The following is a 25852-nucleotide window of genomic DNA, read 5'->3' as shown; positions in this document are numbered from 1 at the left end:
GAGTCAGCGAAGGCGGGAGGCGCGGGCGAGGACGAGGGTGCGGCCGGCGGCGTCGGCGACGACGGCGCGGGCCACGGCGAAGCGTCGGCCGGGGTGCTCGACCTCGGCGGTCGCGGTGAGGGCGGAGCCGTCGCCGGGGATCGAGCGGACGAAGGTGAAGTCGAACGTCTCGCCGTCGACGGCGGCGCCCGCGGGGGTGGGCGAGGCCTCGTCCAGCGCGGCGGACATCGCGCGCTCCGCGAGCATGGCCAGCACGCCGCCCTGGATCTGGCCGCGGGAGTTGATCAGGCTGGGATCGGCCACGGCGGTCAGGGTCGCGGCCGCGGCGCAGACGTCGGCCGTCCGCAGGCGCAGGTACGGGCGCCAGTCCGGCGAGGAGGTGGTGGTGGTCGGGTCGGGCGCGGCGAGGGGCGCGGAGACAGGCGCCGGGCGCGGCGACGGCGGCACGGTGAGCAGCGCGCACTTCGTCGAGACGTACGCGATCACCGCCCCGCCCTCGGCCTCGACCACCTCGCCGCTGGAGATGACGCTGCGGGCGCTGGCGTGGTCGACACGGCCCCACAGGTGCAGCCGCTCGCCCGCCGGCCGGCCGAGCCGCAGGAAGTGCGCGTGGATCTCCAGTGTCGTCATCACCTTGCCGGCGGGCACGGTGGACGCCACGGCCGAGCCGAGCGCGCCGTCGATGGCGATGAACAGGGTGCCGGGCGCCAGCCGGCCGGCCTCGTCCAGGATCCGCCCGTCGACCCGCTGCGCGTACACCGCGTGCCCGGGGGCCACCTCGGTGATCCGGGTGCCGAAGTACCGGTGGGCGGGGATGAGATCGGCCCCGGCAGCCACCGTGGCCCGCAGGCGGGCCAGGTGTGGCGAGCTCTCGTCGACCGGCGCGCTGTCCAGGGTGTCTGTCATGGCCTTTCGGACGCTACCGAGAAGCCGGTTTCCACGCATCCGATCGACGCGGGCGGCAGACGACGCGCGACAGGCGGCGCGCCACGCCGAGCTCCTGGGCGGGCACCGCGAGGCACTCCAGTAGCCTCGGATCCACCCTGACGTCCCCATCCTCCCACTTCCCGGAGCACGGAATCGGACAGCGGCTCGCACTCGGACGATGCGCCACGCACCTAGATCGTTGACCAATACTTCGACCCGCACATACCGTCACCAAACGGCCGTATTCCGAACGTCGGCCGGCAGCCCGGCCCCCGCGTTCCCGATCCAACGGGTGGAGATTCATGCGTGCCTTCAACGTGAACGTGGACGTGTCCGGTCGGACGGAGCTCGGCGGGATGCTGTGGACGGCCACGACCATCCATCTGCCCGAGGACACCGACGGTCCGACGACCGTGCTGTTCGCGTTCCCGGGCGGCGGCTACGGGCGCAGGTACTTCCACATCGACGCGCAGCCGGGGTACAGCCAGGCGGCGCACCACACCGCGGCAGGCCTCGTCGTCGTCGCCTGCGACCACTTATTCGTCGGGGACAGTGCCCGGCCGGCCGACCCGCTGGCCCTGACCTACGAGAACCTCGCCGCCACCAACCACGCCACCGTGCGGCATGTGGTGGACGGGCTGCGCGACGGCACCCTCGCCCGCGACATCCCGCCCCTCGACGTGGCGAACGTCGTCGGCGTCGGCCACTCGATGGCCGGTGCCCTGCTCACCGTCCAGCAGGCGAACCATCGGACGTTCGACGGCGTCGCGTTCCTCGGCTGGAGCGGGCTGGGTGCGAGCCTGCCTGCGCAGGGAGGAGGGCGTGCCGGCTACACGTTCCCGGCCCGCGGCACTGATCTGCACTCCATCTTCGCGAAGGTCGTCGAGGCGGCGAGCCTCAACGAGGAGGAGTTCCGCTTCTTCCTGCACTGGCCGGACGAGGGACCGGCGCTGATGGAGGCGGATCTCGCCTGTTACCAGCCGTTCAGCGGCGTGATCCGTGGTGACACGCGCTCACCGTGGGGAAGCTCCACCATCCCGCCGTGCGCGGCCACCATGCTCACCGAAGGTGCCGTCGCGGTCGAGGCGGCGACGATCGACGTGCCGGTGCTCGTCGGCTGCGGGGAACGCGACATCGTTCCCGACCCGTGGGCCGAGCCGTCCGCGTACCGTTCGTCGTCGCAGGTGTCGCTCGTCGTCGTCCCGCGGATGGCGCACGCCCACAACTTCGCGCGCACCCGCGAGCGGCTCTGGGATCACGTCGTCGCGTTCGCGCGGCAGGCGCAGCCGACGAAGGTCGCCGCCTGAGCCGCTACAGCAGGCGGGTGCCGCGGGCCAGCAGGACGGGGCGCCCACGGGAGTCGGTGACGACGGCCCGGGCGACGGCGAAGCGGCGCCCGGCGTGCTCGACCTCGGCGGTGGCCGTCAGTGGCGTGCCATCGCCCGTGGCCGGCCGGACGTAGGTGAGGTCGAAGGTGGCCGCGTCGGGCTGACCGCCGTCGGAGGCCGGCGCCGCCTCGTCCAGAGCCGTGGTGATCGCCCGTTCCGCGAGCAGGGCGAGCACTCCGCCCTGCACGTGGCCACGCATGTTGGTCAGGCCGGGACCGGCGGCGGCGACCAGCGTCGCCCCGCTGGCCGAGGCACTGACCGTGCGCAGGCCCAGATGCGGCCGCCAGTCCCGCGCGGGCCGTCCGTCGCCCGCCGGCTCGGCGGACTGGTCCGGGCTCGCGTCCACAGCCGCGGGCGAGGCCTCAGCCGGGGCCGGGGGCGGGGTTGGAGACGGGATCTGTCGGATGACGCCGCAGCGGGTCGAGATGCGGGCGAGAACCTCGCCCGCCGCCGTGGTCACCTCGCCGCTGGCCAGGGCGCTGCGCTCGCTGGAATGCCCGAGGCTCGCCCGAACGCGCAGCCGATCACCCAGGGGGGCGCCGAGCCGGACGAACTCGACGGTCATCTCCAGCGTCGTCATCGTCAGGTCGACGGGCACGCAGGTCGCGATCGCCGAGCCGAGGGTGGCGTCGACGCCGACGAACAGCGCTCCGGGCAGTAACCGGCCGTCGTCGAGGATCCGGCCGTCGACGTGCTGGACGTAGGTGGCGTGGCCGGGTGACACGTCGGCGATCGTGGCGCCGAACAGGGTGTGGAGGGGTACCAGGTCGACGCCGGTGTCCGCCGTCGCCCGCAGGTGCGTGTAGAACGGCGATCCCCCGGCGACCAGCGGGGGGCGGACCGCGGGCGGGCCCTCGATGATCTCAGCCATTGGCCTAGACGCTAGCCGACGGCCGGTTCGCCGGGCATCCGATCGATCTCAGGCCCGGGCGGGCCGGGCGGCGAGGTGATGAAAGTAGTGGACGAACATGCGGATGCCACCGGCGGCCTGCGTCCAGTCGTAGTGCTCGTTCGGCGCGTGGTAGCCGTGGCTGGGCAGGCTCAGGCCGAGCAGGATGACGGGCGCGCGCAGATGCTGGTCCATGGTGAGCACGGCGCCGATCGAGCCGCCCTCGCGGACGAACGCGGGGCGCCGGCCGAAGGCGTACTCGACGGCGGCGCTGGCCGCCTCGGCGTACGGGCCGGTCCGCGGTCCGAGGTAGGGCGCCAGCGCGGCCTCAAGCTCCACCCGCGCGTCCGGGTGACGGGCCGTGATGAAGTCGCGGACCAGCGCGAACACGGCCTGCGGGTCCTGGTGCGGGACGAGGCGGGCGCTGAGTTTGGCCGTCGCGCGGGGCGGGACGACGGTCTTCACGCCGGGGCCGGTGTAGCCGCCGGTGAGGCCGTGCACCTCGAAGGTGGGCTCGGCCATCACGCGGCGCAGCACCTCGCGCGTGTCGGCACTGCGCAGCGACGTCAGGCCGTGGGCGGCCATGAACGTCGCGACGTCGAAGCCGGACGCGACGAAGTCGTCGAGCTCCTCGTCGGTGACGGGCGCGACCGTGTCGGCGAAGCCCGGGACGAGGATCCGCCCGCTGACCGGGTCCACGCACTCGCTGATGATTCCGGCGAGCTCGGTGAGGGGGTTGCGGGCGGCACCGCCGGTGAGGCCGGAGTGGGTGTCGTTGGTGCCGGTCTCGATCGTGACCTCGAAGGTGACCAGGCCGCGCAGGCCGTAGTCGATCGCCGGGCGGTCCGCGGCGATCCAGATGGAGTCCGACACCAGCACCACGTCGGTCCGCAGCCGGGAGCCCTCGGCGCGGACGAACGCCTCGAAGTTCGGGCTGCCGATCTCCTCCTCGAGCTCCCAGACGAACCGGATGTTCACCGGCAGTGCCCGGGCGACGGCGTACTGGGCGGCCTGCAGGGCGGTGAGCGCCGGGCCCTTGTCGTCGGTGCTGCCGCGGCCGGCGTAGCGCTCGCCGTCGACGGTCAGCCGGAACGGCTCGGTACGCCACTGCGCCGGGTCGGCGGGCTGCACGTCGAGATGGTTGTAGATGGTCACGGTGGGACGATCCGGGCCGGCGAGGTACTCGCCGACGACGACGGGGCTGCCGGCGGTCGGCACGACGCGGGCGGCGAGGCCGGCGTCGCGCAGCAGGGCGGCGGCGTGCTCGGCCGTGCGGGCGATGTCGGCGGCGTGCGCCGGGTCGGCGCTGACCCCGGGGATGGCGACGAGCTCGGCCAGGCGCCGCTCGAACTCGGGCCGGCTGGCGTCGACGTAGGCGTTCAGATCCTCCAGAGCGTCGGGCACCCCGCGATCGTACGGTCGCCACCCGTGGGCACCCCGGCAGGGGGCGCTGGCGGACGCCGCTCACACCGTCCTCACACCGCGCGCGTGATGTCCTGCCTGCGATCGCCGCGCCATCCGTACCTGCCAGACCGGCCCGCCCCTGCCAGACGTCGAAAAGAGCGCCCTCGATGCGGTCCCTGCTGCCCGGCCGGGAGCCCCTGGCTCCGAAGGTCCCCCAGATCACCGCCCTGTTCTGGATCATCAAGGTGCTCTCGACCGGCATGGGCGAGGCCACGGCGGACTGGCTGGCCGGGATCAGCCTCGTTCTGGCGGCGGCGGTCGGCCTGCTCGGGTTCGCCGCGGCGATGTGGCTGCAGCTGCGGGCCCGCCGCTACCAGGCCTGGATCTACTGGTTCGCCGTGGTGATGCTGGCCGTGTTCGGCACGATGGCCGCCGACGGGCCGCCGATCGGTCATCTGGGCTCCGCGGTCCTCTACGCGCTGGTGCTCGCCGTCGTCCTGGTGCGCTGGCGGCGCGCCGAGGGCACGCTGTCGATCCACTCGATCGTCACCCGGCAACGGGAGGCCTACTACTGGTCCACCGTGCTCGCGACGTTCGCGCTCGGCACCGCCCTCGGCGACGTGACCGCCGGCGACCTGCACCTCGGTTATCTGCCGTCGGGGCTGCTGTTCGCCGGCGTCATCACGCTGCCGGTACTCGCCCGCCGCTGGGGCGTCCTGGGCGAGGTCGGCGCCTTCTGGGCCGCCTACATCGTGACCCGGCCGCTGGGCGCGTCGTTCGCCGACTGGCTCGGCAAGCCGGCGCGTCGCGGCGGGGTCGGTCTGGGTGACGGGACGGTCGCCGCGGTCGCGACCGTGCTCATCGTCGCCCTCGTCGCCGGGGCCGCGCGTGCCAGCGCACGGTCCCGCGCCGGCGCCCCGCTCCCGTCCACGATCGACACGGTCCCGCTGCCCCGCGGCCCGGGCCCGGGCCCGGTCCCGGTCACCCGGCGGTCGCAACCCTGACCCTCGAACCGGCCGCACACGCACGGTGTTCTACTGTGCGGTTCTCCTCAGACCACGACCGGCGCGGGGGGACGGACCGTCCGTCGGGCGGCGCCCGTCCGTCCGGCCGGCCCCGACCGCGCGGACCCGTCGCCGCGCCTGGATCACCTAGGGTTACCAACGCGTGAGCGCCATCAGTGTGGGTCAGGCTGTCGTACTCGGCATCGTCGAGGGCCTGACCGAGTTCCTTCCGGTCTCGTCGACCGGCCATCTCAAGATCACCGAGGGTCTGCTGGGGATCGACGTCGGCGACAAGGCCGTCGTCGGCTTCACCGCCGTCATCCAGGTCGGGGCGATCGCGGCCGTGCTGGTGTACTTCTTCAACGACATCCGCCGGCTCGTCACCGCCTGGTTCCGCGGATTGAGGAACCGCGAGGAACGCCAGCATCGCGACTATGCCTTCACCTGGTGGGTGATCTACGCGACGATCCCCGTCGTCCTGGTCGGAGTGGCGGCCAAACCGCTCATCGACGGCCCACTCGCCTCGCTGTGGGTGGTGGCCGCGTCGCTGGTCGTCGGCAGCGGCTTCATGTGGTACGCCGACCGGGTCGGCCGGCACAAGCGCGGCGAGGACGACATCAGCCTGACCGACGCGATGATCGTCGGTTCGTCGCAGATCCTCGCGCTGCTGTTTCCCGGATTCTCCCGCTCGGGCGCGACCATCTCCACGAGCCTGATCCGCGACCTGGACCGGGTCGCGGCCACCCGGCTGTCGTTCTTCCTGTCCATTCCCGCTCTGACCGGCGCCGGTCTGTACGAGCTGAAGGACGCCGTCGGCGGCGGGGTCTCGGCGCTGCCCGTGGTCGTCGGCACCATCGTCTCCTTCGGCGTCGCCTACGCCTCGATCGCCTGGCTGCTGCGTTTCGTGGCCCGCCACAACTTCGACGCCTTCGTCCTCTACCGCATCGCCGTCGCCGTCGTCCTCGTCGGCCTGCTCACCTCCGGCGCGCTCGAGGCCTGACCGCCCCCTCCGCCTGGCGCCCACCGGGCGCGAACGTCCCACCGAGGCTCCGTGACGGAATTCCCCCCGGATTCCGTCACGGAGCCTCGACGCATTCCGGGTCGACCGCGGCGACGCGTATGACACGCGGGATGCCCGTCCGCGCCGGCGGTCGCGGTGTGGCGGGCCAGGCTCACCAGAACGTCAAAACTCGCGGGAAACGCGATCGGCAGCCCCTCCTTCGAGCCATCGTCACCTTTTCGACGAAACGTAGAAGGTGGGCGCGGCAACATTTTCCGCGAGGCTGTCAACCCGACGTGATAATCGCCACGACCCAATCGCGAAAAGCCGAGGGAAAATCGATGGTGAGGGCCGCCGTACCGAGTTCCCACCGCGGGAACCGGCAATACCCCGGCCGACGTCGGAAGGGTGAGTGGAGACGGATCGCGACGACCACCGACGTGCCGGCCGGCGGGGCCACCGACCGCTGCCGCACCTTTCCGTCACCCAGTCCCGAAGGCGGGCCATGACCATCGTCGACGACAGCACCACCCCCGGGCTCGCCGAGCCGCCCACCGGGCACGGGCCACGCCGGGATCCGGCGCCGTTACTGCCTGATCCGCGGCCGGTGCGCGTCCTCGGCACCGACGCGGCGGCCGCCTTCGACCCCGGTCTGCTGCACGAGCTGCACCGCCAGCTGGTCCTCGGGCGCCGCTTCAACCAGCAGGCGACCACGCTGACCCGCCAGGGCCGGATCGCCGTCTACCCGGCGTCCACCGGCCAGGAGGCCTGCCAGGTCGCGGCGGCGATGGTGCTGAGCTCGCAGGACTGGCTGTTCCCGACCTACCGGGACACCCTCGCGGTGGTCGCCCGCGGCGTCCGGCCGATCGACGCGCTCACCCTGATGCGCGGGCACGCGCACAGCGGCTACGACCCGTACACGCATCGCATCGCCCCGCTGGCGACCCCGCTGGCCACCCAGGCGGCGCACGCGGTGGGCCTCGCCCACGCGGCCCGGCTGCGCGCCGCGGCGGATCCGGCGTCGGCCGAGGACCTGGTCGCGCTCGCGCTCGTCGGCGACGGCGCCACCAGCGAGGGCGACTTCCACGAGGCGCTCAACTTCGCCGGTGTGCTCGGCACGCCGGTGGTGTTCCTCGTCCAGAACAACGGCTACGCGATCTCCGTGCCGCTCGCCCGCCAGTCCGCCGCGCCGACGCTCGCCCACAAGGCCGTCGGGTACGGGATCGTCGGACGCCTCGTCGACGGCAACGACGTGCTCGCCGTGCACCGCGTCCTGTCCGAGGCCGTGGCGCACGCCCGCGCCGGCCGCGGCCCGGTGCTCGTCGAGGCGATCACCTACCGGCTGGAGGCGCACACCAACGCCGACGACGCGAGCCGCTACCGCCCGGCCGGCGAGGTCGACGCCTGGCGCGCCCGCGACCCGGTGACGCTGTTCGAACGGCACCTGCGCGACGTCGGCCTGCTCGACGACGCCCGCGCCGACGCGGTGGCGCGGGCCGCGGAGGAGCTCGCCGCGCACATCCGCGCCCAGTTCGACGCCGCCCCGGCCCCCGACCCCGGCTCGCTGTTCGAGCACGTCTACGCCCAGCCCACCGCGCAGCTGCGCGAGCAGGCCGCCGACCTCGCGGCCCGGCTGGCCCTCGAGGCCGACGGCACCGACGGAGGTGCCGCGTGAGCGCGACGACGACACGCAGGACGACAGGCCCGACGACGAGCGGCACGACCATGGTGGCGGCGCTGAACGCGGCGCTGCGCGACGCCATGGCCGCCGATCCCGCGGTGCACGTCCTCGGCGAGGACGTGGGCTCGCTCGGCGGCGTCTTCCGGGTCACCGACGGCCTGAGCGCGCAGTTCGGCGAGCGGCGCTGCCTGGACACGCCGCTGGCGGAGGCCGGCATCCTCGGCACCGCGATCGGCATGGCCATGTACGGGCTGCGGCCGGTCGTGGAGATGCAGTTCGACGCGTTCGCCTACCCGGCGTTCGAGCAGCTCGTGTCGCACGTGGCGAAGATGCGTAACCGCACCGGCGGGCGGATGGGCCTGCCGATCACGATCCGGGTGCCCTACGGCGGCGGTGTCGGCGGCGTCGAGCACCACAGCGACTCCAGCGAGGCGTACTACGCGCACACCCCCGGCCTGCACGTCGTCACGCCGGCCACCGTCGCCGACGCCTACGGCCTGCTGCGCGCGGCGATCGCGTCCGACGACCCGGTGGTCTTCCTGGAACCGAAGCGGCTGTACTGGTCCACCGAGCCCGATCCGATCGCCGAGGCGGGCGCCACAGGCGCGGGCGAGGTGGCGCCGATCGGGCAGGCGGTGGTACGCCGTGCGGGCACCTCGGCGACGCTGCTGACCTACGGGCCGTCGCTGCCGGTCTGCCTCGACGCGGCGCGCGCCGCCGAGGACGAGGGCCTCGACCTGGCCGTGGTGGACCTGCGCTCGCTGGTGCCGTTCGACGACGAGACCGTCTGCGCGGCGGTGCGGGCCACCGGGCGCGCCGTCGTCGTGCACGAGGCGAGCGGGTTCGGCGGGGTCGGCGCGGAGATCGCCGCCCGGGTGAGCGAGCGCTGTTTCCATCACCTCGCCGCGCCTGTGCTGCGGGTCACCGGCTACGACATCCCCTACCCGCCGCCGATGCTCGAGAAGCACCATCTGCCCAGCGTCGACCGCGTCCTCGACGCGGTCGCCCGGCTCCAGTGGGAGGCGTGAGCCCCGTGGCACCCGTGCGTGCATTCGCCCTGCCCGACCTGGGCGAGGGCCTGACGTCCGCCGAGATCGTCCGCTGGCTGGTGGAGGTCGGCGACGTCATCACCATCGACCAGCCGGTCGCCGAGGTGGAGACCGCGAAGGCCGTCGTCGAGGTCCCCTGCCCGTACGCGGGGGTGGTGACGGCCCTGGCCGGGCCGGCGGGCACCACCGTCCCGGTCGGCACTCCCCTGATCGCGGTGAGCGCGGGAGAGCCAGGCGACGTCGAGGCCGTGGTCTCCTCGGCCGCGATCTCCTCGGCCGCGGCGACCACCGAACCGAGCCCGCGCGCGGGCAACATCCTGGTCGGCTACGGCCCGGCCGAGCCGGAGCTGCCGCGCTCCCGCCGCCGGCGCCCAACCCCCGCTCCCGCTCCCGCTCCCGGCGCGGGCAGCGGCAGGATCCCGGCTCCCCGGGACGAGGCGGCCCCGTCCGGTCCGCACGCCGCCCCGCCACGGCCAGGCAGCCGGGCCGCGGGCAGCGTCGCGGTGGTGTCGCCGCTGGTGCGGCGGCTCGCCCGCGACCACGGCGTCGACCTGCGCACGCTGCGCGGCAGCGGCCCGGGCGGTCTGATCACCCGCCGGGACGTGCAGACCTCGATCACCGGCGCGGTCCCCGGCACGGACGCCGGCCCCGGCACCGGGACGTCCCTCGACGGGGAGGTGGAGGCGTTCGACGCGGTGCGGCGGCGGGCCGCACGGGCGTTCAGCCGCAGCCGCGGCGAGGTGCCCGACGCCACCTGCTGGGTGGATGCCGACGCCACCGCCCTGCTCGCCGCCCGCGACACCCTCAACGCCGGCGGCGCCGAAGTGCGCATCGGGGTCCTGGCACTGCTCGCCCGGATGTGCGTTGCGGCGCTGCTGCGGGCTCCCGAGCTCAACTCGTCCGTCGTCACCGACGCGTCCGGCCAGGCCAGCGGGCTGCGCCGCCACGGCGCCGTGCACCTCGGCTTCGCGGCGCAGACCCCGCGGGGGCTCGCCGTCCCGGTCGTGCGCGACGCCCACCGGCGCGACACCGCCGGCCTCGCCGCCGAGATCGCCCGGCTGACCGCGGCCGCGCGGGCCGGCCGGCTCACCCCGGCCGAGCTGACCGGCGGCACGTTCACCCTGAACAACTACGGCGTGTTCGGCGTCGACGGCGCGGCGCCGATCATCAACCATCCGGAGACGTCGATGCTCGGCGTCGGGCGGATCGTCCCCCGGCCGTGGGTGGTCGACGGCGCGCTCGCGGTGCGCCGCGTCGTCCAGCTGTCGTTCACGTTCGACCACCGGGTCTGCGACGGCGCCACCGCGGGCGCGTTCCTGCGCTTCGTCGCCGACGCCGTCGAGGATCCCACCGCGCTGCTGCGCCACCTCTGATCACCCGCCGCAACCCCTCCTTCCGCTGACTGCCTCCTTTTCGCGGCGCCGACGGTGCCGCCCGATCCACGAGGAGGTCTGCCGTGACCGTCCGGGCCCGCTACACCTATCTCGGCCCCGAGGGCACGTTCACCGAGGCCGCGCTGCGCACGCTGCCCGAGGCGGCGGACGGCGAGCTGATACCCGCCGCCTCCGTCGCGGCGGCGCTCGACGCGGTACGCCGCGGCGACGCGGCCGGCGCGCTGGTACCGATCGAGAACTCCGTCGAGGGCGCGGTCACCACCACGCTCGACGAACTCGCCACCGGCAGCCCGTTGATGATCTACCGCGAGGTGGTGCTGCCGATCAGCTTCGCCCTGCTGGTCCGCCCGGGCACGACCCTCGACGACGTCAAGACCGTCACCGGCCACCCGGTCGCACAGGCGCAGGTGCGACGCTGGCTCGCGGCGAACCTGCCGCATGCCGAATGGGAATCCGCGTCGTCGAACGGCGAGGGCGCCCGGCTGGTCCGCGACGGGCGCTACGACTGCGCGTTCGCCGGCGCGTTCGCGGCGGCGCCCTACGGCCTGGACGCGCTGGTCACCGACATCAACGACACCGCCGGGGCGACGACCCGCTTCGTGCTGGCCGGCCGGCCCGGGCGCATCACCGCGCCGACGAGTGCCGACAAGACGTCCATCGTGGCCTGGCTCGACGACGACCATCCGGGCGCGCTGCTGGAGCTGCTGCGGGAGTGGGCGGTGCGTGGGGTGACCCTGATGCGGGTCGAGTCGCGGCCGACCGGCGAGGGGCTCGGCCAGTACTGCTTCTCCATCGACGCGGAGGGACACGCCCGCGACCGCGCGGTCGGCGAGGCGCTGATGGGCGTGTACCGGCGGTGCCCGAAGGTCCGCTTCCTGGGCTCCTACCCGCGCGCCGGGGCCGAGGCCAGCACCGATGCGGGCCCTGTCGCCGGCCGGCCGGATCGCACCGTGGGGCATCCGACGGCGGCGGGCGGCAGGTTCGTCGAGGCGGCCGACTGGCTCGGCCGCTGCCTGGACGGGGTCAGCGGGTCCGACCGGGTGGGCCGCGCGCATCGGGCGCCCCGGCCGCGGCGGGCGGACCGGATGGACGGGGTGGCCGGAAGCGGGCGATGAGGGCGATTCGCCACGCCCCGTAGTCTGCTTGTGAGCCGTTCACGAACGGGACGTCCGTCCGGCCACACAGGAATGGCGACTTCCGCGAACGGGCGGACGTGCGCCCGGGAGCGAGGATGCGGTGAAGGTCGTGGCGATCGCCAGCTACAAGGGCGGGGTGGGCAAGACCACCCTCACGGCCAACATCGGCGCGGCCATCGCACGGCTGGGCAAGCGGGTGCTGATGATCGACCTGGATCCGCAGGCGAACCTGACGTTCTCGTTCTACCCGGCGGAGGTGTGGCGCCTCGAGCTCGCCGACCAGCGCCGCACCGTCAAGGCGTGGTTCGAGAGCTGGCGGCCGGACACGACGCCGCCGCCGCTGGCCGGCTATGTCACCACCCCGCCGACCGCGGCCGAGGTGATCGCCCCGGGCGGCGGCCGCCTCGACCTGCTCGCCTCCCACCTGGCGCTGGGCGACGTCGAGATGGACCTCACCGCTCGTCTCGGCGGCGCGCAGGCCCACCGCTCGACCCGGCACTACTTCGAGGTCTACGAGCGGCTCGCGACCGGGCTCGCGTCCTTCGACGCCCAGCCCTACGGCGCCCGCCCCTACGACCTGGTCGTGATCGACTGCCCGCCGCACTTCGGCGTCGTGACGCGGGCCGCGATCGCCGCCTGCGACCACGTGCTCGTCCCCGCCCGCCCGGACCTGCTGTCGACGCTCGGCGTCGAGCATCTGCTCGGCAAGATCGGCCGGTTCGTCTGGGAGTACAACCGGGTCGGGGAGTTGCAGTCCGGCGTGCATCCGGCGGTCAAGCGGCTCGACCCGCGGGTGCTCGGCGTCGTGTTCATGATGGTCCAGTACTACCGGGGCCGGCCGACGAGCTTCCTGCGCCGCCACATCGACCAGATCACCGAGCTCGGTGTGCCGACGTTCACGTCGATGATCCGCTCCAGCCACCGGTCCTTCGCCGGCACCGGGGACGCGTACCTGCCCGCCGTGCTCTCCCCCGACACCCCCTACGACGTGGCCTGCGAGCTCGTCGACCTGGTGGAGGAGTTCCTGCGCCGTCTCGGCGCCTCCGGCCTCGGCGAGGGCGGCATCGGCGACTGGCGCGGCGAGATCTGAGCCGCGCGCCCCGCTACCAGCGTCGACGAGCCAGCGCCTGAACCAGCTGGGCGCATCTACCGTCGCGCGCCCCGTCCCGCCGCGGCGAGGCGAGGCGAGGCGAGGCAAGCGACGCTCATCACCCGTCATGTACCGGGTACGATGCGTGCAGATCCCGCCAGGTCGACCGATGTCCGGGCAGGACCGCACATCCGGTGGGCCTGACCGTCCGCGGCGGCGCCGGATCATGGGTTGGGGGACCTGTGAGCAGTGACTCCGGTGGTGGCAGCGGCGGTCTGCTGGGCAGCCGACACGTCGCCTTCTGGACGGTGCTCACGGGCGTCATCACCGTCCTCACCCTTGGCGTGGGCCTCACGGCCAGACTGACGTCGGGACCAGCCCGGCCGACCCCGTCTCCGACCGTGCAGCCCCCGCCCACGCCCAGCCCGACGCCGACGCCGGTGGCGACGACGGACGCTCCGACCGGGACGCCGAGCGGCAGCGATCCGCCGAACTCCACGGAGAGCCCGGACGATGGCGAGACCCCGACGCGGCGTCCGGCACCGCCGTCTCCCGCGGGCGTCGCCGCGCTGCGGTACACCTTCGCCGGCGCGAGCGAGTATCCGTGCTCGGCCGAGGGACGGCTGCGGTCGCTGTTCGGGGCGCCCGTCTCCCTCGTCCTCGCCAACGGCAGCTCGCAGCCGGTGCAGCTCTATTACCTGGACGCGGTGGGAAACCGGATCGCGCAGGCCACTGTTCCTCCCGGGCGGCGCTACTCGGTGTCCACCCACCTCGGTGATGCCTGGCTCGCCGCGACGGCGCAGGCGGACTGCATCGGGATCTTCGCCCTGCGTGCCAACAGTGTCGTCCAGTTCGTCGACGGGAGCTGAGATCGACGGGAGCTGAGGCGGCGACCGCGACGCCGACGCGGCGGCGAACGGCATTCCTTGCGCCACGATCCGGAAGTCCCTACGTTGAGGGCGCGTGGTCGGCGCCACACATGTCGGGAGGACGACGGAAGGCGGGCTCATGTCCGAGGGATCCGTGACCGCACCACTGGCCGTGGCCGTCGTCGGCTCCGGGCCGTCCGGCTTCTACGCGGCGAGCAGCCTGCTGGAGCAGGCCGGCGTCGACGTGCGGGTGGACATGTACGAGCGGCTGGCGACACCGTGGGGCCTGGTGCGCTCCGGCGTCGCCCCCGACCATCCGAAGATCAAGGCGGTGTCAGGCGTCTACGCGACGATCGCCGCGCACGAGAACTTCCGCTTCTTCGGCAATGTGCACGTCGGCCGCGACGTCACCCGCGAGGAGCTGACCGCCCGCTACGACGCCGTGCTCTACGCGGTCGGCGCGCAGAGCGACCGGCGCCTGGGCATCCCCGGCGAGGACCTGCCCGGCAGCGTCTCGGCGGTCGACTTCGTCGGCTGGTACAACGGCCACCCCGACTACGCCGACCAGGCCTTCGACCTCAGCGGCGAGCGGGCCGTGGTGATCGGCGCCGGCAACGTCGCGCTCGACGTCGCCCGCATCCTCTGCTCCCCGCATGACCGCCTCGCCCGCACCGACATCGCCGACCACGCGCTGGCCGCGCTGCGCACGAGCGCCATCACCGAAGTGCTGGTCGTCGGCCGCCGCGGCGCCGCCCAGGCCGCGTTCACCACGCCGGAGCTTCGGGAGCTGCCGGAGTTCACCGAGTCCGGCGTCGACGTCGACCCGGCCGAGGTCGCCGAGCAGCCCGGCGAGGAGGCGCTGTCCCGGCTGGTCAAGCGCAACCTCGCCGTGATGCGCGGGTACGCCGCCGAACCGACCGAGCGCGGCGCCCGGCACATCACGCTGCGCTTCCAGCGCACGCCGGTGGAGATCCGCGGCGACGGCCGGGTCGAGGAGATCGTCTTCGCCCGCAACGCGCTGACGACCGACGCGGACGGCTGGGTGAGCGCCGTCGACACCGGCGAGCGGGAGACCGTACCGACGAGCCTGGTGCTGCGCGCCGTCGGCTACCGCGGTGTCGCGCTCGACGGGCTGCCCTTCGACGATCGCCGCGGCGTCATCCCGAACGAGGCCGGCCGGGTGACCGGGTCGGACCGCGAGTACGTCGCCGGCTGGATCAAGCGCGGCCCCACCGGCATCATCGGCACGAACCGCAAGTGTGCCGCCGAGTCCGTCGGCCGCCTGTTCGCCGACCTCGACGCGGGCCTGCTGCGCCGCCACGACCGCGGCGTCGCCTTCGACCCGGTCACCGAGATCGAGACCTGGTTGCGCGGCCGCCAGCCGCACCTGGTCACCGAGAACGGCTGGCAGCTCATCGACGCCACCGAACGCGCCTACGGCGAGGGGGCCGGCCGCCCCCGGGTGAAGCTCGTCCTCACCGACGAGCTTCTCGACATCGCCCTCGAACGGGAGACCGCGTCGCGCTGAGCGACATCGGCGCTGCCCGGGCGGCGCCGATCCGCGCCGTCGGCGCCGACAGGTAACGATCTTCGCTGTCGGCGCCGACAGGAACCGGTCGGCGCCGACGACCGGGCGGCGCACTACTTGACGGCGCCGCCCGCGTCCACCGGGATGGCGGCGCCGGTGATGAACCGGCTCTCGGCCGAGGCCAGGAACAGCACGGTGTCACTGACGTCGGCCGCCTCGATGTACGGGACCGGCAGCAGGTTGAGTGTCTGGAAGCCCTCCAGCGCGTCGTCCTCCGTCGGATGCTCCAGGTCGGGGCGGAAGGCGCGCATCGTCGCCTCGTTGATCAGCATCGGCGTGCGGACGTTCGTCGGATGGATGGAGTTCACCCGGATGTGGTGCGGCGCCAGCTCCTGGGCGTAGCACCGCACCAGGCCGACCAGGCCGTGCTTGGACTCCCCGTAGCCGCCGCCGGCGCCGATGGCGCGCAGGCCGGCCAGCGAGCTCGTCACGATGATCGAGCCGCCGTCACCGCTGTCGATCACGGCCTGCTTGCAGGCCTCCACGGTGCGGAACACGCCGGTCAGGTTGATGTCGACGACCTGTGCGAACGCGCGCGACCGGGAGGCCGGGTCGGTCGGGCCGACGAACGGTGGGACGATCCCGGCGTTCGCGCAGACGATGTCGAGGCGGCCCAGCTCGCCGACACCGTCGGCGACCGCCGCCAGTAACTGGTCGATGTCGCGGACGTCGGCCTGGCGGGCGACGACGCGCCGGCCGAGCGCCTCCACGGCGCGCACGGTCTCCTTGAGGTCGTCCGGCGTGGCCAGGGGGTAGGGCACGCCGTCGATCGGCGCGCAGATGTCGACGGCGATGATGTCGGCGCCCTGCTCGGCGAGGCGGACGGCGTGGCTGCGGCCCTGGCCGCGGGCCGCCCCGGTGATGAACGCGACCTTGCCCCGCACCCGGCCCGTCTCCTGCGCACGTTCCATCGCGTACTCCATTCCGGGCGCGCGGGCGCCGGCGACGGCCAAGCCCGATTCCGGCGTGTTTCGTCCGTGTTGACGCTAGCCGCTGCGCGGGTCGGGCGACGGCGGCTTCGAGGCGTCTCAGCGAGTGCCGGTGGGACGGCAGGGCTTCTGGTCGGCGGTGGACATCTCGATGTTCCTGGCGGTGGCGGCCAGCGACAGGCCGGTGGCATCGGTGGCCGCGCTGGTGACGGTGAGGTCGAACGGCAGCTGGCTGACGGGGATCGGGATGGCCGGCAGGAGGCCGCCGAGGCCGCCGAGCGGGATCGTGAGGTGGATCAGGCCGTCCAGCGAGATCTGCGAGGGCACCAGCGTCACCTGGTTGTCGCGCACCGAGAAGGTGGTGACGCCGGAGACTCGCTGGTCGCCGATCAGCGGGACGCTCGCCGTCGCGGAGACCCGCACGCTCTCGCCACCGTTGACGGGCGTGACCTGGATGTGGTTCGGCTGGGTGGCCAGGTAGGCGTTGAGGTCGGTGTAGGTCATCCGGACGGTGGCCCGCATGTCGTCGACCCGGATCGTGCCGTCGCCGCCGGTGGCCAGCCGCCACATCGGGACGTGCACGCCCTCGACGTCGATGCCGACCCGCTCGACCCGGGGACCGGCCGTCGGCAGGCCGGTCATGGTCATGCCGACGTCCTGGAACGACCCGGTGACCACCTGGGTGAGGAACGGGACGCCGCCGATGTGCACGTCGGACACGGTCGGCGGGGTGGTGCTGCACGGCAGGTCGGCGAGGGCTCCGCGGCGGATCTGGCCGGCCATCTCCCGCTCGGCGACGGCCACCGCAACCCGGTCGACGACCAGGAACTGCAGGATCAGCGCGACCAGCGTGACGCCGACTATCAGCGCCAGCCGCCGTCCACCCGCCACGCTACGGCCACCGCCGCCGCCGCCGAAGCGGGCGCGGCGGGTCGCCGTCGGCCCACCAGGCCCACCCGGGCCGCCCGGCTCGACCGCGACGGCCGACCCACGCCACGACTCCGACCACGGCTCCGGATCCAGCGCTGAGCCGGCGGATTCCGGCGCCGTCGGCGGCAGGTCCGACGAGACGTCGATCGGCTGGACGTCGTGCCGGGCCTCGGCCATGGTCAACAGCGTAACCCACGCGCCGCCCGCGACCGTCCGCCAACCCGCCGCACCGCACGCGGCGCCGGCTCCCCGGGCCGAAGGCGCCGGCTCCCCAGCCGAACGGTCATCGGTGCGTCCGCGCCCGGGGAGCCGTCGCCTGCGGGAGGCCGGCGCCTGGCTCAGGCCTTCGCCTGGGCGGCGGCGCGGGGTGGGTTGGCCTGCGCGGCCTTCGGGTCCGCCTCCCCCCGCTTCGCCCGCACACCCTCCTCGATGTGGGTGCCGAGCTCCTTGTCGACGTTGCGCCAGTACTCGAAGGCGCGCACCAGGATCGGCTCGGACACGCCGTTGAGAAGGTGGCCGACGACGTTGTCCACCAGCCGGGCGCGGGCCGCGTCGTCGAGGACCTCGCGGACCATGGTGCCGGCCTGGTTCCAGTCGTCGTCGTCCGGGCGCAGCGAGTAGGCGGTGCGGACCATCTCGCCGTCGGCGTACCAGAGTCCACCGTCGTCGGTGAGGCCCGGCTGGGCGGCCGGCCCGCCGTAGGAGTTCGGCGCGTACACCGGGTCGGACACGTTGTGGATGCGCATCGCGCCGTCCTTGGAATAGCTGTGGACGGGCACCTTCGGGGAGTTCACCGGGATCTGCTTGTAGTTCACACCGAGCCGGGCGCGGTGGGCGTCGGAGTAGCTGAACCCGCGGGCGAGCAGCATCTTGTCCGGCGACAGCCCGGTACCGGCGACGATGTTGTTCGGCTCGAACGCCGCCTGCTCCATCTCGGTGTGGTAGTCGGCGACGTTGCGGTTCAGGGTGAGCCGGCCGACCTCGTGCAGCGGATAGTCGCCGTGCGGCCAGACCTTGGTGAGGTCGAACGGGTTGATCCGGTAGGTCTTCGCCTCGTCGAACGGCATGATCTGCATCTTGAGCGTCCAGCTCGGGAAATCACCGTCCCGGATGTGCTCGTACAGATCGCGCTGGTGGTAGTCCGTGTCGATCGCGGCCATCTGGTCGGCCTCGTCCTGGGTGAAGAAGTCGATCCCCTGATCGGTCTTGAAGTGGTACTTCACCCAGAACCGCTCGCCGGCCGCGTTGATCCACATGTAGGTGTGGCTGGAGTAGCCGTTCATGTGCCGCCAGGTCCGCGGGATGCCGCGGTCGCCCATCAGCCAGGTCACCTGGTGCGCGGACTCGGGCGAGAGCGTCCAGAAGTCCCACTGCATGTCGTGGTCGCGCAGGTTGTTGTCCGCGCGGCGCTTCTGGGAGCGGATGAAGTGCTGGAACTTCATCGGATCGCGGATGAAGAAGACCGGCGTGTTGTTCCCGACGATGTCGAGGTTACCCTCGCTGGTGTAGAACTTCACCGCGAACCCGCGCGGGTCCCGCCAGGTGTCCGGGCTGCCCCGCTCCCCCGCCACCGTCGAGAACCGGATCAGCACGTCCGTCGTCGCTCCCGGCGCGAACACCGCGGCCCGGGTGTAGGCGCTGACGTCCTGGGTCACCTCGAACGTCCCGAACGCCCCGCCACCCTTGGCGTGCGGCTGCCGCTCCGGAATCCGTTCCCGGTTGAAGTTCGCCATCTGCTCGATCAGGTAATGATCCTGAAGGAGCACCGGCCCATTCGGCCCGACGGTCAGCGAGTGCTCGTCGCTCGCGACGGGAATCCCCGCGTCGGTAGTGGTCGGACGCCGCTCCTGTGTGCTCACCACGCACCCCTCATCCTGCCGGCATCATCGCCGGTCGCGTGCAGTCCCGCCGCCCCCCGCCTACCCACCCACCGCCGTCACACACCCCCGCATCCCGATCCCCTCCGCTCCCCCCGCTCCCGCTGCCCCGCACCGCCTTGCGCGTGACCCGTCGCCGACCGCGAACGGGCTCACCGCCCTCCCTGCCGCCCGCCGATCAGGCAATATGCACGATCTATGCGGATCTGGGTGCGCGAGAGTGGCCATATCGGTACGGTGAGTGCCGATGGTTCGAGATCTTCCCGGCAGCGGCCCCGACCTGCCGGAGCCCCCGGCAGCGGGCCCAACCCGACCGGAGGCATCGTCCGTCGAGGCGAAGATGGCTGCCCTCGACCGGCGCGCTCTCGGAGACTCCGATCCCTCCGCAGGGGTCGAGCGACCTACGCCGCAGCCTGCTTCCGCCCCGCGCGGGGAGGCATGGGACCGCCTCCAGTCCAAGCTCGACGCCCTCGACCGGCATCGCCCTGCCATCGACGACGAGGCCGCGACGCCCCCCGACCGCACCCCGACACCCGCCTGGGACGCCCCCGAATCGCCCCTCGAGGCCAAACTCGCCCGCCTGAGCACACCCCGCTCCGAAGCGCCCAGCCCGCGCGCCACTGAGAGGCCGGACCACCCTGCCAGCCCGGAGCAGCCAGACGGCGGCCGACAGGAGGCTCCATCCAGGAAGCCCGACGGCTCTCCCTGGCCTGAGTCACCACTCAGCGATGTGAGGCCGCTTCCCAGAACCCGTGAAGCCGAGCTTCGCAGGGACGAGAGAGGCCTGCTCGAGTCGATTGGCGGAAGGCCCGCACGCGAGTATCTCCAGGCTCTGACGGATGAGAGAGTGCAGGGATATCGTGACGCGCGCCAGGACGGCACCATTCCGAAATCCAGGGCAGCACCCGTCACCTCCGTCCTTCTTGACAGACGCACCGGCCTCCTCTACGAGGCCGTCAACCGCGGCAAGGAGGTGCCCGACGACCTTCACCCGGTTCTCCAGAGCCGCCTTGACGAATTGAGAGCGACGGCGCGGGCCAGGTCGGACGGCTACCAGTACGCCGACGGCACCCGTGGCGGCTATCCCCATTTCAGCACTCCGGGCACCCACGCCGAGGTGCAGAACACGAGTCGCGCTCTGCACGATCGAGAGGCGATGGGGTACCAGGTGAACGTCGGCTCACTGGACGAGATGCTGGTGGATAATCGTTTTCCTTATCGCCCGGACAGCAAGTCGTCGGCGCCCTGCTGCCCGAACTGCACTGCTATACTCGGCGGCGAGACGGGCGTGGATTCCCTCCCCGGCAAGCTACCCGTTGACGAATGGATGAGGCGATGACGGGGCCCGACCCTATCCCCACGGTACACATCGACGACATCGACTACACGGACGACCTGTTCGTCACCCACGACGGAAAGCTCTTCACAGGACAGGTCGTCGATCGTTACAGGGACGGCCAGCTGTGCAAGATTGAGACCTACGAGAACGGCCGCCCGAACGGGCTGGAGCGTTCCTTCTACCCCGATGGATCACTCCAGTCGGAGTACTGGAATGCGCCTGGGGGCTGGCACGGCGTCGGGCGCACATGGTTCCCCAACGGGCAGCTGGAGAGCGAGACCCAGTACAACCACGGCGAAGTCGTCCACAGAAAGCGCTGGTCAGATGATGGGTCCGAACGCGGCTGAGCCGCACCCGACACGGTCACCGAAGCGTGAAGAGCCAGCAGGGTCAGGGCCAGTGGTGAGGCAGGTTGAGGATGCCGAGGCGGTGCAGGAGGCGCTGCGGCGGCGAGTCCGGGCCGACGTTCCCGGGCCGGAGGCGGTCGCGACGGTGGCGGGCTTCGACGTCGCGTATGACACCGATTCCGATGTCGTGGCGGGGGCGGTCGTCGTGCTCGCCGCGCCGGACTGGACGGTGATCGCCTCCGCGACGGCCACGGGCCGCGCCGCGTTCCCCTACGTTCCGGGCCTGCTGTCCTTCCGGGAGATGCCGCCCCTACTCGACGCGTGGAACAACGTCCTCCCGCAGCTGACCGCACCGCCTGACCTGCTCGTCTGCGACGGGCACGGAATCGCCCACCCCCGCTGCTTCGGCCTTGCCTGCCACCTCGGTGTCACCCTGGACCTACCGACGATCGGTGTCGCGAAGACGCCGTTCGTCGGCACGCACACCGCGCCCGGGCCGCTCCGCGGCGAGCGGACCCCGATACTTCTCGACGACGAACCGGTCGGCGCCGCCCTGCGGACCCGCGACGGCGTCCGCGAGGTCTACCTCTCCGTCGGGCACCGGACCAACCTCGACTCCGCCTGCCGCTGGGTGCTCGACCTGTGTCCGCGGTATCGCCTACCGGAGACGACCCGCGCCGCCGACCACCTCAGCCGGACGGCTCTCGCCGCGCGTCTCCGTTCAGGATCGGCGGGAGACGCCCGATCCGCCGGGATCACGGACGGAAGTCGATGAGAGTCATGATCGCCCCGAGTCTGAGGCCGCGGGCCGCATACCCGGAGGCAGCCGAGGCAGCGTGACGCCTGATCGGGACCGCGATGCTCGGGCCATGCGGGACGCGAACGGTGCGACCTGGTCGGGAGGCCGAACTGCCTCGTCCTAAGGCCTTCCCTCTCCACATGGGCGTGCCTGGGGTCAATCCCCAGTCCGCGGCCCCCTCGGGAGGAGCCGCGCTCGGCCCAGGGCCCTGGCCTCGGCGGCACCGAGCTAGCCAGCCGTGTTCCTAGCATGCTAGCATCAGCGCCGTGGGCGATGAGGACGTCAAGCAGTTCAACGTGTATCTGCCGGTTTCACTGATCAAGCAGGTCAAGCACCACGCGATCGAGACGGGATCCTCGCTGTCGGCGCTGGTCGCCGAGGCGTTGCGCGTCTACCTCGACGACGCCTCCCACGCCCGCGAGCAGCGTTCATCCTCGACCGGAACGGAGACCTGACATGGCCACCGACGGCATCGACGCCGTTTTCGTGGAGACCCACAACTGGGGCCGCTCCGCACGCTTCTTCCAGAGCCTGGGGTTCACCCTGGAGTTCGAGACCGACCACAACTCCGGCCAGTTCCGCAACGGCGACGGCCCCGCCGTCTTCGTCGCCGAGATCCCCGCGGACCGCACACCGCACATCCAGATCGCGTTGCGGGTTGCCGACGCGGCGGCGTGCAGCCCCGGCGAGGGCGTCGAGGTCGTCACGCCGTTCGAGGACACGCACTACGGCACAAAGGAGATGACCGTGCGCGACCCCGACGGCCGCCCTTGGAGCCTGCAGGCCCCGGCGGCGGGCTGACGCCGGGCCCGCCGCCAAGGCTGCGGGACAGCGAGCCGGTGGACCACGAACGTCGGACCAGCACGCGGGACGAGGAGAGGCAGGGCACGATGGCGGACCAGCAAACCGAGGCACCTCACGACGTAACACCGCACAACTCGGCACCTCACGGCGCAGCGCCGGACAGTACGGCGGTTCGGGTGGCCCTGTGGCGGGCGCTGCACCTGGAGGTCGATCAGCCGCCGCACGTCCTCGCGGACGAGGTCGGACTGCGGCTCGCGGCGCCCGGCGGCGACTGGCGGGCCCGCCCGGACATGGATCCGCGTTTCACCCGCGGCTTCCGCGCGTCCATCGTCGCCCGGGCCCGCTTCCTCGAGGATCTGGTCGCCGAACGGGTCGAGCAGGGCGTCGACCAGTACGTCATCCTCGGCGCGGGGCTCGACACGTTCGCCCAGCGCAGGCTGGAGTTCGCCGACCGCCTGACAGTCTTCGAGATCGACCAGCCCTGCACCCAGGCGTGGAAGCGCGACCGCCTGCTCGACCTGGACCGCCACATCACCGGCGGGGGAGGCGGCCTGCCCAGCCATCTGCGGCTGGTGCCCGTCGACTTCGAGGCGGGCGACGACTGGCTCGCCCGCCTGTCCGCCGCCGGCTTCGACGCCGGCCGGCCCGCCGTCGTCGCCGCCGCCGGCGTGACCATGTACCTCACCCGGGACGCCACCGCGGACATGCTGCGTCGCCTCGCGAGCCTGGCCCCCGGGTCGACGGCCGCCCTGACGTTCCTGCTGCCCGCCGACCTCCTCGGCGACGCCGACCGCGCCGGTCTCGAGACGTCGTCCAGGGGCGCGCAGGCGTCCGGCACCCCGTTCGTCAGCCTCTACGCCCCCGGCGAAATCCTCGCCCTCGCCCGGGCGGCAGGATTCCCGGACGTCCGCCACGTCCCCAGCGGCACCCTCGCCGACCGCTACTTCACCGGCCGCCCTGACGGCCTACGCCCCTCCACCGGCGAGGACCTCCTCCTCGCCTCCACCTGAGTCCGCCACCGAGTGGACCGTCTTACTTCTGCGTCAGGCAGGTGTCCCGCGAGGCGGGCACGACCCCGGGCGTGGTCCTCGATCGCACGCGGGGCTCGCCGGGTATCTTGGCCAGCGAGAGATCATCGGGAGTGAGGTGTCGTGGACCACCATCCGTGGGGCCAGCGGAGTGATCCATGCTGACCCGGATCGAGATCGACGGTTTCAAGACGTTCCACAACTTCTCACTCGATCTGAGCCCGTTTCTCGTCATCGTCGGCCAGAACGCGTCCGGAAAGTCCAATCTCTTCGACGGCGATTCGCCTCATCGGACTGCTGGCTGAAAGCGACCTTCGCAGCGCCTTCGCGGCAGTCCGCGGAGGACCAGCGAATCTCTTTCGACGAGAGTCCGACGAGACCTCGTCAGAGCGCATAACGATCGCGGTGGAGGTCGTGCTGGACAGTGCCCTGAAGGATCCATGGGGCTCCGACGTCCGGCTGACTCACACCCGCATTCGCTATGAGGTCGCGATTGAGCAGAGACGCGATGACGACGGAAACGAGCGGCTGTACGTGGCCAGCGAGTTCGCCTCGCCAATCCGAAGCGGAAGGGATCGGGCGAGGTCCTCGCCCCTCCGCTACTGGGCGACTCCTGCCTTCCAGGCCCGTCAGCTGCGATACCGGCGGCGGGACGATCTACTGAGCGGCGGCGAGGACGAGCAGGGCCGACCCGTGTTCAAGATTCACAATGACGGAGTGCAGGGTCGTCCGCGCCCTGCGTTCGCGGCCGAGCGCACAGTGCTGTCCACGATTGTCACCGCCGAGTTCAGACATCTGTACGCGCTGCGTGAGGAACTACGCTCGTGGCGGTTCCTCCAGTTGGATCCGGCCGCGCTTCGCAGTCCCAGCTCCGCCCACGAATCCGAGCTTCTGGAAGCCGACGGCGGAAACCTCGCCTACGTGTTGCACAGGATCGACCGGGAGACCGCCCTCGCGGACGGCACCGGAAGCGCGCTGGCGGACATGAGCGCGGCCCTGACACACCTCATCCCCGGCGTCACAGATTTCACGGTCTCCCAGAACCGCATGCGGGAGTGGGAGATCTGGTTCACCTCTGACCGTGATTCTTCCTATTCGGCGGCGGTCGCCTCCGATGGAACACTTCGCGTGCTGGCACTTCTCGCCGCCCTCTACGATCCGGCCTTTCGGGGTGCGATCTGCTTCGAAGAGCCCGAGAACGGTGTCCACCCGGCGCGGCTTCGGAGCCTGATCCAGCAGTTGAGCGCACTGGTGACGGACCAGCTGAGTGAGGACTACCTGGACGGCCCGCTCATGCAGCTCATCCTGGCCTCCCACTCACCGGTCGTCATGTCCGCCGTGACCAGTAGAAGCCACGACGAACACGGATGCGCGGTGGTGTTCGCCGACATGGTGACGGAAATCGACCAGGAGCACAAGCGGACGAGGCGGCGAACCCGGATGCGACCTGTGCCCGACGCTGCCGACCCGTCCTTCCTGGAAGGTCTTGCTGACGGAATCGTGAGCGAGTCCGAAGTGTCAAGATACGCGGCGACCGCCGCACTCGAGGGGTGACGTTGTTCCTGTCGGTCGCTCAGGTACCAGGGTGGTGGGTCGAGGTGGAAGCGGTCGGCGAGATGGCGGGCGCGCTCGCGCAGGTCGGCGGGTAACGCCGCGTCGAGCTTGAGCCGCGCGGCGGTGCTCGCGGTGGCCAGGCCCAACTGGGCGGCGGCGGTGGGCGGGCCGGTGAGGAACAGCGCCTCGGCCTCGGGGCGGGTCAGGCCGGTCAGCCGGGCCGAGGATCCCGACCGGATCTCCGAGCTGTTCGCGGACACCGTCGACTGGCGGCTCGACTGGCCGGCAGATGGCCACTCCGCGGTGCCCTGGATCCGGGCACGGTCCACCCGGGCCGACGTCGCCGACCACTTCCGCGCGCTGCGCGACGCGCACGTGCCCGAGAAGCGCGGCGGGCTGACGCCCGCGGTGCTGGTCGACGGCGCGGACGCCGTGGTGTTCGGGGACATCCGCCAGACCGTGCGGGCGACCGGCCGGGAGTACCGCGCGGGCTGCGCGCTGCGCCTCACCGTCGAGGACGGCGCGATCACCCGCTACCACGTCTACGAGGACAGCCTCACCGTCGCGCAAGCCCTCGCCGGCGACGCCGTCGCTGGATAAAAGGAACGGAACGGGACGAGACGAGACGAGACGGGACAGGACGCGGGGCCCCCCCCCCCCGGGGGGGGGGGGGGGGCGCCGCCCCCCCCCCCCCCCGCGGCCGGCTCGGGCAACCGGGCGGGTGGGGCAGCGGGTGGGGGGTGGGGGGGTTGGGGGGGGGGGGGGGGGGGGGGTAAGTCGGGGGGGGGGGGGGGGGGGGGGGGGGGGGGGGGGGGGGGGGGGGGGG

At 72.4% G+C, this 25852-nt stretch carries 25 protein-coding genes; 19 read left to right on the top strand and 6 right to left on the bottom strand.

The window, feature by feature from the left end; genetic code table 11:
- Positions 1-3 precede the first annotated feature (3 nt).
- Positions 4-906, bottom strand: a complete 903-nt coding sequence (locus AC6EXY_RS24185; RefSeq protein WP_165818573.1) for a PaaI family thioesterase — start codon at positions 904-906, stop codon at positions 4-6.
- A 323-nt stretch (positions 907-1229) separates the two neighbouring features.
- On the opposite strand from AC6EXY_RS24185, the gene AC6EXY_RS24180 reads away from it, so the two are divergent.
- A complete protein-coding gene (locus tag AC6EXY_RS24180; RefSeq protein WP_101833732.1) occupies positions 1230-2234 on the top strand; it encodes an alpha/beta fold hydrolase in 1005 nt (334 codons plus the stop codon).
- A gap of 4 nt (positions 2235-2238) precedes the next feature.
- Here AC6EXY_RS24180 and AC6EXY_RS24175 read toward each other — a convergent pair whose 3' ends face one another.
- Together AC6EXY_RS24175 and AC6EXY_RS24170 are read right to left on the bottom strand one after the other, a co-directional pair.
- A complete protein-coding gene (locus AC6EXY_RS24175) occupies positions 2239-3186 on the bottom strand; it encodes a PaaI family thioesterase (protein ID WP_101833734.1) in 948 nt (315 codons plus the stop codon).
- Positions 3187-3234: 48 nt separating this feature from the next.
- On the bottom strand, positions 3235-4608 hold the full coding sequence (locus tag AC6EXY_RS24170) for a M20/M25/M40 family metallo-hydrolase (protein WP_101833736.1): 1374 nt from the start codon (positions 4606-4608) through the stop codon (positions 3235-3237).
- Positions 4609-4775: 167 nt separating this feature from the next.
- Here AC6EXY_RS24170 and AC6EXY_RS24165 point away from each other — a divergent pair, with 167 nt between their 5' ends.
- The 9 genes from AC6EXY_RS24165 to AC6EXY_RS24125 all read left to right on the top strand — a co-directional run bounded on the left by AC6EXY_RS24165 (position 4776) and on the right by AC6EXY_RS24125 (position 15359).
- Entirely contained in the window at positions 4776-5612 is an 837-nt protein-coding gene (locus tag AC6EXY_RS24165) for a COG4705 family protein (RefSeq protein ID WP_499816511.1), read from the top strand.
- Positions 5613-5775: 163 nt separating this feature from the next.
- Complete coding sequence (locus AC6EXY_RS24160; RefSeq protein WP_101833739.1) at positions 5776-6612, top strand: undecaprenyl-diphosphate phosphatase; 837 nt, start codon at positions 5776-5778, stop codon at positions 6610-6612.
- A 505-nt stretch (positions 6613-7117) separates the two neighbouring features.
- Positions 7118-8287, top strand: coding sequence for a thiamine pyrophosphate-dependent dehydrogenase E1 component subunit alpha (locus AC6EXY_RS24155; RefSeq protein ID WP_499816510.1), 1170 nt, complete (start codon positions 7118-7120; stop codon positions 8285-8287).
- 50 nt (positions 8288-8337) lie between these two features.
- The gene (locus AC6EXY_RS24150; RefSeq protein ID WP_101833743.1) at positions 8338-9321 is read left to right on the top strand and encodes an alpha-ketoacid dehydrogenase subunit beta; all 984 of its coding nucleotides are present in this window, start codon (positions 8338-8340) and stop codon (positions 9319-9321) included.
- 5 nt (positions 9322-9326) lie between these two features.
- Entirely contained in the window at positions 9327-10715 is a 1389-nt protein-coding gene (locus AC6EXY_RS24145; protein WP_101833754.1) for a dihydrolipoamide acetyltransferase family protein, read from the top strand.
- An 83-nt stretch (positions 10716-10798) separates the two neighbouring features.
- Positions 10799-11851 (top strand): prephenate dehydratase, encoded by a 1053-nt coding sequence (gene pheA, locus AC6EXY_RS24140; protein WP_101833745.1) that lies wholly within the window; start codon positions 10799-10801, stop codon positions 11849-11851.
- 121 nt (positions 11852-11972) lie between these two features.
- A complete protein-coding gene (locus tag AC6EXY_RS24135) occupies positions 11973-12962 on the top strand; it encodes a ParA family protein (protein WP_101833746.1) in 990 nt (329 codons plus the stop codon).
- A gap of 242 nt (positions 12963-13204) precedes the next feature.
- On the top strand, positions 13205-13831 hold the full coding sequence (locus tag AC6EXY_RS24130; RefSeq protein ID WP_101833748.1) for a hypothetical protein: 627 nt from the start codon (positions 13205-13207) through the stop codon (positions 13829-13831).
- Positions 13832-13970: 139 nt separating this feature from the next.
- The gene (locus tag AC6EXY_RS24125; protein WP_499816508.1) at positions 13971-15359 is read left to right on the top strand and encodes an FAD-dependent oxidoreductase; all 1389 of its coding nucleotides are present in this window, start codon (positions 13971-13973) and stop codon (positions 15357-15359) included.
- 113 nt (positions 15360-15472) lie between these two features.
- Here the strand turns inward: AC6EXY_RS24125 and AC6EXY_RS24120 are convergent, their stop codons facing one another.
- The 3 genes from AC6EXY_RS24120 to AC6EXY_RS24110 all read right to left on the bottom strand — a co-directional run bounded on the left by AC6EXY_RS24120 (position 15473) and on the right by AC6EXY_RS24110 (position 19137).
- Entirely contained in the window at positions 15473-16330 is an 858-nt protein-coding gene (locus AC6EXY_RS24120) for a mycofactocin-coupled SDR family oxidoreductase (protein ID WP_499816507.1), read from the bottom strand.
- Positions 16331-16447: 117 nt separating this feature from the next.
- Positions 16448-17455, bottom strand: a complete 1008-nt coding sequence (locus tag AC6EXY_RS24115) for an LmeA family phospholipid-binding protein (RefSeq protein WP_499816527.1) — start codon at positions 17453-17455, stop codon at positions 16448-16450.
- A 161-nt stretch (positions 17456-17616) separates the two neighbouring features.
- Positions 17617-19137, bottom strand: coding sequence for a catalase (locus tag AC6EXY_RS24110; protein ID WP_499816526.1), 1521 nt, complete (start codon positions 19135-19137; stop codon positions 17617-17619).
- Positions 19138-20002: 865 nt separating this feature from the next.
- Between AC6EXY_RS24110 and AC6EXY_RS24105 the strand changes: the two genes are divergently transcribed.
- The 9 genes from AC6EXY_RS24105 (at position 20003) to AC6EXY_RS24065 (ending at position 25626) form a co-directional block, all read left to right on the top strand.
- Positions 20003-20494, top strand: coding sequence for a YwqJ-related putative deaminase (locus AC6EXY_RS24105; protein ID WP_499816506.1), 492 nt, complete (start codon positions 20003-20005; stop codon positions 20492-20494).
- Entirely contained in the window at positions 20491-20841 is a 351-nt protein-coding gene (locus tag AC6EXY_RS24100; protein WP_499816505.1) for a toxin-antitoxin system YwqK family antitoxin, read from the top strand. The genes AC6EXY_RS24105 and AC6EXY_RS24100 overlap by 4 nt, the downstream gene beginning before the upstream one ends.
- 55 nt (positions 20842-20896) lie before the next feature.
- Complete coding sequence (locus AC6EXY_RS24095) at positions 20897-21616, top strand: endonuclease V (RefSeq protein WP_499816504.1); 720 nt, start codon at positions 20897-20899, stop codon at positions 21614-21616.
- Positions 21617-21906: 290 nt separating this feature from the next.
- The gene (locus AC6EXY_RS24090; RefSeq protein WP_101830749.1) at positions 21907-22095 is read left to right on the top strand and encodes a ribbon-helix-helix domain-containing protein; all 189 of its coding nucleotides are present in this window, start codon (positions 21907-21909) and stop codon (positions 22093-22095) included.
- Between the two features lies 1 nt (position 22096).
- Positions 22097-22441, top strand: a complete 345-nt coding sequence (locus AC6EXY_RS24085; protein WP_101830748.1) for a VOC family protein — start codon at positions 22097-22099, stop codon at positions 22439-22441.
- Positions 22442-22530: 89 nt separating this feature from the next.
- Positions 22531-23454: a class I SAM-dependent methyltransferase gene (locus AC6EXY_RS24080; RefSeq protein ID WP_499816503.1), complete on the top strand. Its 924-nt coding sequence runs from the start codon at positions 22531-22533 to the stop codon at positions 23452-23454.
- 176 nt (positions 23455-23630) lie between these two features.
- On the top strand, positions 23631-23777 hold the full coding sequence (locus tag AC6EXY_RS24075; RefSeq protein ID WP_499816502.1) for an AAA family ATPase: 147 nt from the start codon (positions 23631-23633) through the stop codon (positions 23775-23777).
- Positions 23778-23877: 100 nt separating this feature from the next.
- Positions 23878-25026, top strand: coding sequence for an AAA family ATPase (locus AC6EXY_RS24070; protein WP_499816501.1), 1149 nt, complete (start codon positions 23878-23880; stop codon positions 25024-25026).
- 132 nt (positions 25027-25158) lie between these two features.
- Positions 25159-25626 carry a nuclear transport factor 2 family protein gene (locus AC6EXY_RS24065; RefSeq protein WP_499816500.1) on the top strand — a complete coding sequence of 156 codons (468 nt, stop codon included), beginning with the start codon at positions 25159-25161 and terminating at the stop codon, positions 25624-25626.
- Positions 25627-25852: the final 226 nt, after the last annotated feature.

This window comes from Frankia sp. RB5, from assembly GCF_059816245.1.
This window is presented reverse-complemented; position numbering and strand designations above follow the sequence as displayed.